The sequence below is a fragment of the Leptolyngbya sp. FACHB-711 genome, from assembly GCF_014695615.1.
Lineage (GTDB): Bacteria > Cyanobacteriota > Cyanobacteriia > Elainellales > Elainellaceae > Leptolyngbya_A.
On the sequence record NZ_JACJOR010000132.1, the window covers coordinates 1 to 8,836 of the forward strand.

The 8,836-nt window shown below is 50.8% G+C and carries 10 protein-coding genes; 1 reads left to right on the forward strand and 9 read right to left on the reverse strand.

Going from position 1 to position 8,836, the window contains the following annotated elements:
- Positions 1-273: hypothetical protein (locus H6F80_RS04285; protein WP_199296367.1), on the reverse strand; the 273-nt coding region annotated here is incomplete at its 3' end.
- A 57-nt stretch (positions 274-330) separates the two neighbouring features.
- Here H6F80_RS04285 and H6F80_RS04290 point away from each other — a divergent pair.
- Positions 331-1,158 (forward strand): PHP domain-containing protein, encoded by an 828-nt coding sequence (locus H6F80_RS04290; RefSeq protein WP_190790372.1) that lies wholly within the window; start codon positions 331-333, stop codon positions 1,156-1,158.
- A 79-nt stretch (positions 1,159-1,237) separates the two neighbouring features.
- On the opposite strand, the gene H6F80_RS04295 is transcribed toward H6F80_RS04290, so the two are convergent.
- The 8 genes from H6F80_RS04295 to H6F80_RS04330 form a co-directional block, all read right to left on the reverse strand.
- On the reverse strand, positions 1,238-1,894 hold the full coding sequence (locus H6F80_RS04295; RefSeq protein ID WP_190790373.1) for an acetoacetate decarboxylase family protein: 657 nt from the start codon (positions 1,892-1,894) through the stop codon (positions 1,238-1,240).
- A gap of 262 nt (positions 1,895-2,156) precedes the next feature.
- The gene (locus H6F80_RS04300; protein WP_190790374.1) at positions 2,157-2,705 is read right to left on the reverse strand and encodes a hypothetical protein; all 549 of its coding nucleotides are present in this window, start codon (positions 2,703-2,705) and stop codon (positions 2,157-2,159) included.
- A gap of 273 nt (positions 2,706-2,978) precedes the next feature.
- Positions 2,979-4,148, reverse strand: coding sequence for a zinc-dependent alcohol dehydrogenase (locus H6F80_RS04305; protein WP_190790375.1), 1,170 nt, complete (start codon positions 4,146-4,148; stop codon positions 2,979-2,981).
- 28 nt (positions 4,149-4,176) lie between these two features.
- On the reverse strand, positions 4,177-5,343 hold the full coding sequence (locus tag H6F80_RS04310; RefSeq protein WP_190790376.1) for a zinc-dependent alcohol dehydrogenase: 1,167 nt from the start codon (positions 5,341-5,343) through the stop codon (positions 4,177-4,179).
- 42 nt (positions 5,344-5,385) lie between these two features.
- On the reverse strand, positions 5,386-6,105 hold the full coding sequence (locus H6F80_RS04315; protein ID WP_190790377.1) for an SRPBCC family protein: 720 nt from the start codon (positions 6,103-6,105) through the stop codon (positions 5,386-5,388).
- A gap of 118 nt (positions 6,106-6,223) precedes the next feature.
- Positions 6,224-7,255 carry an SDR family oxidoreductase gene (locus H6F80_RS04320; protein WP_190790378.1) on the reverse strand — a complete coding sequence of 344 codons (1,032 nt, stop codon included), beginning with the start codon at positions 7,253-7,255 and terminating at the stop codon, positions 6,224-6,226.
- A gap of 470 nt (positions 7,256-7,725) precedes the next feature.
- A complete protein-coding gene (locus tag H6F80_RS04325; protein WP_190790379.1) occupies positions 7,726-8,100 on the reverse strand; it encodes a hypothetical protein in 375 nt (124 codons plus the stop codon).
- A gap of 470 nt (positions 8,101-8,570) precedes the next feature.
- On the reverse strand, positions 8,571-8,836 hold a 266-nt coding region (locus tag H6F80_RS04330; RefSeq protein WP_190790380.1), incomplete at its 5' end, for an NfeD family protein.

Sequence of the window (8,836 nt, forward strand, 5' to 3'; positions counted from 1 at the left end):
AGTATTCAGGTTTTGTTCCTGCTGATTGCTGAACTGAGACGGGTTTTGCTGCTGAAGCTGATCGATCGCCTGATTCAAGCCATTGTGCATCAGTTCAAGCTGCTGTTTGTTCAAAACGAGAGGTAAAGCATCCATCGCGCCTTCTTCCGGGGTTTCGCTAATTTTGTCTAACGACAGCTTACCGATTGCTGCATCGTTCGTCCTCTTTCGATCGACAGGATTTCGCAGCGCGGCGCAATGGCTGGATACACAGCTCAATACAAGATGGCTCAATGCGCCCAGTCAATACGCTAGGGTAGAATTGTTGACCTGCTGCCACTGCCTTTCGCCATGCTCGAACTTCACTGCCACACCACCTGTTCAGACGGAACCCTGACCCCGACCCAGCTTGTTTGGAGAGCGCATCAGGCAGGTGTTCGTGCCCTGGCAATTACCGACCACGATACCCTTCAAGGCTGGGATGAAGCGTTTGCAGCGGCGGCAAATCTCCCGATCGAAATTGTGCCCGGTCTAGAACTCAGTACTGTGTATAACGATCGCTCGATGCACATTCTCGGTTTTTATCCCGATCGTCAAAAGCTGCAAGCTCCCTTAAGGGAACGCTTGAACGGACGCAAGCGCCGTGCCCAACTGATGCTCGCAAAACTGGCAGAGCTGGGCTATCCGATCGCTTTACCAGAACGGGGAGAAGGCATGGCTCCGGGAAGACCGCATATCGCTTCGGCAATGGTGCGGGCAGGCTATGTTACCTCGTCAGAAGAAGCATTCGATCGCTTTTTGGGTAGTGACAAACCTGCTTATGTGGAATATGAGAAATTCAGCGCGATCGAGGGAATTCAGCTTTTGCGCTCCTGCGGTGGCGTTCCGGTGTGGGCGCATCCCTATCTGTTTCGGGGTGGGACGGTGGAGACGGTGTTGCCTGTCCTGGTGGAAGCCGGGTTGATGGGCATTGAAGTTTATCATCCCAGCCATTCTTCGTCCGAGGTGCGGCGGCTAGAGGAATCCTGTGCCTACTATGGCTTACTGAAAACAGGCGGCAGCGACTACCACGGACCCAGCCCTACTTCGGGCAAAGACACTCATGGGATGCTGAACAGCGAACAGGTTTCGCTCTCGCTGCTCGCCCCGCTTAAGCAGGCTGCCCAGAAGATTGCTTAACCCCTGCCCTGGAGGACGTTTGCAGCGTGAAGAGGGCGACCTCAACTGCCCCGCAATTTCCCGCCCAGTCTCTCAATCGTCACGAGTAGCTAAACGATTGCGGACGTTCCTGCACGATCTGGGGCGCGTTCACCTTCAGATAAAGCGGTTCAATATAAACGCCCAACCACGGTTGACTAATATTTAACCAGGCAAAGGGGCTGCTGTCGGGAACCTGCAAATCCACGCCTGCCAGGTGTAGGCTGCTATTCGTTTGTCCTTCAAACAGCAGAAGCTTAGTATCCTTAACGCTAAATACAGGTGCGCTGAGTGCCAACTGCAAGCCAGGGAGTTTCCAGGTGCAGCGACAGCGACACAGCACATCGTCTCCCTGCCTGACTTCGACGCTAGGATGCTCACCCTGCTGCCACTTAAACTCGGCGTATTCCTTGGGCAGTCCCCAGATTTCGCGTCCGCCTGCGATCGAGTCAGGGTTATCCACATAAATATGCGATACCCAGCCGCCAATTTTTCCGCCGTGATAAATTAAACCCATGACGACAATCAGCTCGTTATACAGCAGCACTGAACCGCTTTGATAAGCAGAGAGATACACACCGCCGATCGTCTTACCGGGAAAGACAGGGATAATTTCTAGCTCAGAGGGAACCAGCGGGCGAACGCGATCGATATCCATCAGATTCAGGGTTTGCAGGGCGTAGCCTTGAAGCTGCCAGGGTGTAGAAGGATAAGTCATGGTTCACCTTTCCTGATAAAGAAGGACAAACGGAGCCGTTTTAGATTTAAATCCCCTCGCCCAAATCGGGAAAGGGGTTGTTTAGAAGCGTCATGGGTCGTTCGTGATCGGTCAATTCAGCGGTGGGCAGCTAAAGTCCTGGATTGATCTCCAGTGAGCCAACTTTACAAATCCAGAAAAGCTGCACATCGCCTACATTTCAAACGATTAATCCCAATAACCAATGACCCATGGCTAATGACCAATGACCAATTCAGCGGGCTTACTTATAGCTACGCTGACCACCCGTAAGATTATCCGCACCGCCTGTCAGCGTATCCTCTACTGCATCAACAGAATCTTCAACTGTTTCTTTCACATCGCTGATGAATTCTTTTGTGCCGGGATAGAGCGGCTGATCCAGGTTTAGCTTCTCGCGCACATTATCTACAATGTCCTTCAATCCGCCCTCGGTTTGATCCGTCGTTTCCTCTAGATTCTTCTTCGCATTGCGGATGTTAACGTTATCTTTCTCATCCAGATCAATGTAGGATTTGCTCTGCTTTGGCAGGGAAGTGCGATCGGGTCTGGGGAGCGAATTTGAATTGTCTGAGAGCGCATCCGTTAAATTAGAACTGTTGTCCTTAGAAAATGCCTTATCGGTCGAGAGCTTATCGCCCGGATTAGGTTTGTTATCGCTTAACGTCGGCAATTTATCCCAGCTTTCCGCGCTGAAGTTGCCTGCTAGAGCCGCAGAACTGCCCACCAGCACACCAACAAACAGCAGAACGCTGGCGACGATCACCGTAAAAACTTTGCGAAGTTGAGTCATTATGTATCTCCTCTTTGGATCTTAAATTTGCAAATGGTTTTGGCTTTGTAAGCTTCGCAGGATGGATTGGCGCAGCGTAGCGCATCACTGGCAGAAATCGATGCTGTAGAACTCACGGTAACGATCGGCTGTAAAACAGAATGCGCTACTTAACGAATTCTACTTTTCAAGAATTGATGCATTATGGCTTCGCCTGACCCATCCTACGGATCTAATGCACTGGGACTTTAGAGTCCCTCACCAATGGGGAATTTAGAGGGCAACGTAGAACTTCTAAGGCTTGATGAACACCTTGATGCAGCCATCCTGCTTGTGCTTGAACATTTCATAGCCCCGCTTCGTTTCCTCTAGCGAGAGCGTATGGGTAAACACGCGCGACGGATCGACTTCTCCGTTTGCCACCCGATCGACCAGCATCGGCATATACTTTTGCCCAAACATCTGACCCATTTTTAGCGTCAGACCCTTGTTGAAAGCAGCCCCCATCGGCACCTTGTCGATAAAGCCGCTATACACGCCCATAATCGACACCGTTCCCCCCTTGCGGCAAGAGACGATCATCTGGCGAATCACGTTGGGGCGATCGGTTTCCAGACGAACGAGCTGCTTTGCCCGATCATACAGTCCTTCTACGCCCATGCCGTGCGCCTCTAGACCGACCGCATCAATACAGCAATCGGGTCCGCGTCCCCCAGTCATCTCCTTCAAGGCTTCGCCAGCATCAATTTCTTCATAGTTGATGATTTCTGCGTTGGCGAAGGTTTTTGCCAGTTCCAGTCGTTCTGGGATGCGATCGATCGCGATCACCCGCTCTGCGCCCAGCATATAGGCACTGATCATGGCAAACTGACCGACCGGACCCGCGCCCCAAACTGCCACAATATCACCGGGCTGAATGTCGCACAAATCCGCGCCCATGTATCCGGTTGGGAAGGCATCGGACAGGGGCAGAATTTTTTCGTCGGCAATGCCTTCGGGAACGATTGTGCAGCCCATGTCGGCAAAGGGAACGCGAATATATTCTGCCTGAGATCCGGCATAGCCACCAAACAGGTGCGAGTAGCCGAAAATTCCAGAGGTTCCGAAGCCAAACAGCGGCTCCTGCATCCAACCGTTTTTGTTGGAGTTATCGCAGAGCGACCACTTTTGCTGCTGACAGAAGAAGCAACCGCCGCAGCCAATAATCGAAGACACAACGACACGATCGCCGACCTTCAGCTTTCGCACAGCCGCACCGACTTCCACGACTTCGCCCATAAATTCGTGACCAATAATGTCACCGGGGAGCATCGAGGGAATATATCCGTCGTAGATGTGCAGATCAGAACCGCAAATCGTCGTTGCCGTGACTTTTAGAATCGCATCACGCGGATTGAGAATTTTTGGATCGGGCACGGTCTCCACGCGCACGTCCATTGGACCATGCCAGCAAGCAGCTTTCATATTTCACTTTCTCCCTGGGGCGGATTAATTACGGCTTTAGAACGACCTTGGTGCAGTTCTCGCGCTTGTGCTTGAAGATCTCATAGCCGCGCGGAGCGTCATCGAGGGGCAAATGGTGAGAAATGACAAAGGTGGGGTCAATGTCTCCGTTTTCGATGTGCGCTAGCAGTCGATCGAGATATTTGTGAACGTGAGTTTGACCCATCTTGAAGGTCAATCCTTTGTTCATTGCGGCTCCCATCGGGATTTTATCCACAAAACCGCCATACACACCCGGTAACGACACCGTGCCCCCTTTACGACAAGCGACGATCGCCTGACGCAGCACATAGGGACGATCGGTTTCCATCCGAACCGCCTGCTTCACTTTGTCATACACACCTTCGGGTCCCATGCCGTGGGCTTCCAGACCAACCGCATCCATACAGGAGTCGGGTCCGCGACCGCCGGTCATTTCTTTCAGGGCTTCACCCGGATCGATCTCTTCGTAGTTGATTACTTCTGCGCCCCACTGTTTTGCCAGTTCCAGCCGTTCGGGGACACGATCGATCGCAATCACTCTTTCTGCGCCCAGCAAGAAGGCACTCTTGATACCAAACATCCCCACCGGGCCACAGCCCCATACTGCGACCGTATCACCGGGCTGAATATTGCAATTTTCTGCGCCCATGTATCCGGTCGGCAGGATGTCCGTCAGGAATAGCACCTGGTCATCGGTCAGGTGATCGGGCACTTTGTACGGACCCACATCCGCAAAGGGAACCCGCGCATATTCTGCCTGTCCTCCAGCATAGCCGCCAAAGAAGTGAGAATAGCCAAACAGTGCCGCAGGAGATGTACCGTAGAGCGGTTCGATTAAATGCGCTTGATGGTTCGAGTTATCGCAGAGCGACCACAAATCTTTACGGCAGAAGAAACAGTTGCCGCAGGAAATTGGGAAGGGAATGATGACGCGATCGCCAATCTTCAGGTTCTTTACGGCAGGACCAACTTCGACGATTTCTCCCATAAATTCATGCCCCACAATATCGCCAGGCATCATCGAGGGAATAAATCCGTCGTAAAAATGAAGATCCGAGCCGCAAATCGCCGTAGATGTAATTTTGACGATCGCATCACGCGGATTGAGAATTTTAGGATCAGGAACGTTGTCAACCCGAATATCTAAGGGGCCGTGCCAGCAGACAGCTTTCATTATTGATTCCTCTAATTATTTGTAACCAGAAGACTAACCTTCTTATTTGCGACCAGAAGGCTGACCTTCCGTTGTGGCAATTTCTCCGGTTTCCATCAGCATTTTGAAGCGGCGAAGTTCATCACCAATTTGCTGTTCTGCTTCTTCTCCAAACAGTTTGGCGATCGCAGCACCCACGACACCACCGGGCGGATTGTATTCCATTACGACTTTTACTTCGGTTCCGCGTCCGGGAGGTCCAGGCTGGAAGCGCACAAAGCCAGAGTTATCCACCTGCGACCCTTCGATCGATGCCCAGCCAATCAGCTTGTTGGGCTGGTCTGCCACGATTTCAGCGTCCCATGCCACTTCTGTGCCAAACGGTGCGCTCGTAACCCAGTGCGATCGCGTCGGGCTGGTGACTGTTACCGACTTCAGGTGCTTCATGAAGCTGGGCAGATTCTCGAAGTTGTGCCAGAACTCATACAGTTCTTCCGGCGTTTTGTTGATGATCGTCACCGTGCGTTCAACTTTGATGCCCTTGCCCAAGCCTGCTGCGTCTGCCACTTTATCGGTCAAGCTCTTATCTGCGGTTGCGCCGTGGTATGCCATCGCGCCGCCTGCCATTGCCATCAGTGCGCCACGCAGCGATCGCTGGCTCAATCCCATCAGCACCATTGCACCACCTGTAATCAGCGAACCCCATTTCTCGGCTTCGCTCACGTTGCCCTGCTGATTTTGATTCGGCTGATTTTCCTGGTTTCCACCCGACACGGTTTCCATCTTTCTTTCTCCTTGTCTGTACTGCGGTCAAATTTGTTTTGTGAATGGGGATGGGTTGGAATATGTTCTACATTCACCCATCCACCTATCCACTCATCTACTCATTTCCACCGATTTACTAGATGTTTTCCCGTCCTCCTAGCAAACCAGTCGCCAATAGCATCAGCGCACCGATTCCTGCTACCGTTCCCCATTTGGCGATCGGGTGAAAGTCTAAAACTTCCAGGAAACTGGGGATCGTCAAGCCGCCAAAGTCCCCTTCGATCCGGTCATAGCCTGATCCCGAAATGGGCTCATACAGGTTGTTCGGGTCATCTTCGTATTTAGTCGTGGGAGTATGCTGTCCTTCCACAGCAACCATTTGCACCAGGAAGTCACCCAATGCTGGAGAGAGTCGCTGAATAAAGTCCAGCACACGACCAGAATCGCCTACGATCAAATCGCGAGTTTGATGCTCGGCAGCATACAGAATTGCATCTGCAACCTGATCGGGATGATAGAAAGGAGGAACGCCCTGCGGCTTCACACCCAGCTTAGTCTTACCCTTGTTGTAGAACGGCGTGTTGATGGTCGAGGGCATGATTTCGGTGACGCTAACGGGAACGCCATCGTGCTTGAGCTCTACCCGCATGGCATCCAGGAAGCCTTGCAAACCGTGCTTTGATGACGAATAAGGGCTTTGCAGCGGCAGCGATCGTCTTGCTTCTACCGAAGACACAGAAATGAACGCGCCCTGGCCGATTTGTTTTAGGTGCGGCAAAGCGACCATTGCGCCATACACCTGACCGAGCAAGTTGACTTCGATCACGCGCTTGAATTCGTCGGGCTGAATTTGCTCAAAGCGGGCAAAGAGTCCTGTTGCGGCAGCGTGAACCCAGGTATCGATGCGCCCGTACTGCTGCACTGCCTTTTCAGCGATCGATCGCACCTGAGCAAAATCTGCTACGTCTGCAACCACGGCAATGGCATCACCCCCTGCTGCCCGAATTTCATCGACCAGAGAGTCTAGCCCGGGCTGGCTTCGGGATGCCACTACGACCTTTGCACCGCGACCTGCAAACTTGAGCGCAGTCGATCGTCCGATGCCGCTTGATGCACCGACCACAGCAACGACCTGTTGATTAATGGGCTTGAGTTGAAATGTAGTCATTAGCCTGTATTAATTAGCCTGTATTGAGAAGACAATTTACGGAAGCTGATCGCCCGCTTCGATCGCATGTCCACTGGCATTCGTAATCAGTGTAAAAACTACACCGTAAAACTGCATTTCAGAACATGACATTAAAACGATCGTCCTAAAGGAGCAAAGCTCTAATTTCAATCTGAAATCAGCAAATTATCCAGCCGAACTTGCTTAGGAACGGAGGTGGTCAGCGTTAACTCAGAACTGCCCAATGCTGCTGTGAATAGGCTTACTTGTGATTTAAGCAACTCTTTTTCAATTTGCAGTCTACCGTTTAGAGGATTTTTTCCCTTTACGGATTGTTTTAGGATTGGCGAACGGAATAAACGCCGTGGAGATTTGCTGTGTCTCGATCAGTCACTTGTCAAAACACAAAATCCCCAGCCTGTTGAGGAAGCTGAGGATAAATTCTTTTGAAATCCTCTTTAAAGGGAGTTTCAAAGGCTATCAGAAACATCTGCCTGCAAGTTGTCAGGATGCACATACACATAGAGATTCGGGATTGTTACCCCTTTACGCTCAATGTTTACAATCTCTGTTTTATCGATCGCATATCGCTGATCCAGCTCATCCAGCGAACTGTATAGCACTTCTTCTAAATTGGGCGGATCAATATTTTCATTCATGTAGCCTTCCATATTGGGTTCAACTACATAAAGATGATTGATCTCAACAGGTTTAATAAAATAACTTGCCGAGTTTGAATCAAACATACTGCTGGTGGGCTGGTTCAGATTTAAAATAGCCACTACAAGCAGCGTCAAACCGATCCCGATCGAGATCAGGGGCGCAAGAAAGCGTTGATTTTTCATATCAATTTACCAGAGCATTTTTATGTCGTTTGAAGTCGGCGCATTCCAGCAGCAATGAGCATTACTGATCGGTGTAATCTTTTTTCAGCAAAAAGCGGGTCAACCAAAAGAGTGAAATCAAGCCAGTTCCCAGCAAAACTGATGCGATTGCCGTGGTTTGACTTGTTTAGTGCAATTTAGGGCGCAATTTAAGGCGTAATTTAGGGCGCAGTTCAAAAAGAGCAGCCCCACCAAAACGCCCGAAGGAATTTAGATGAGGCTGGAGACGCAGTTAGGAGGTATCTTGCTTTCCAAAGTAACTGGAAAACCCTTCCCTTTCTTGTAGCTTAATAACTTCTTAAGCTCGCTCTAGCGGATCGATCAGGTTTCGCCGTAATCGCTACAGAAGTTAACACGTTCTGATTACGTTCTAATCAGAATTAAGTGTTTCGCAGGTTCCCGAAGAGGTAATCGTAGGAGAGATTTCGCAATTAAGCTTGTTGTGGTGTGGGTTGAACGAGCAGCGTCAGGTTCATCCGTCCTACAACAGTAACGGTTTGTTCTGGCAGGAGCGTGATGTTTTCCAGGCAGCGAGCAGACCACCACACCCCTTGATATTTAACGCGACCCGGCTTTCCTGGCTGGATTGCTTTTTCAACAACCGCTGCATTCGCGATCGTCTCCTCCAGCGTAGAACTATCCTCAAATTGTTCTGGTGTTAACGGGAATGAATCAGAAGAAAAAAGGTTTGACAAGG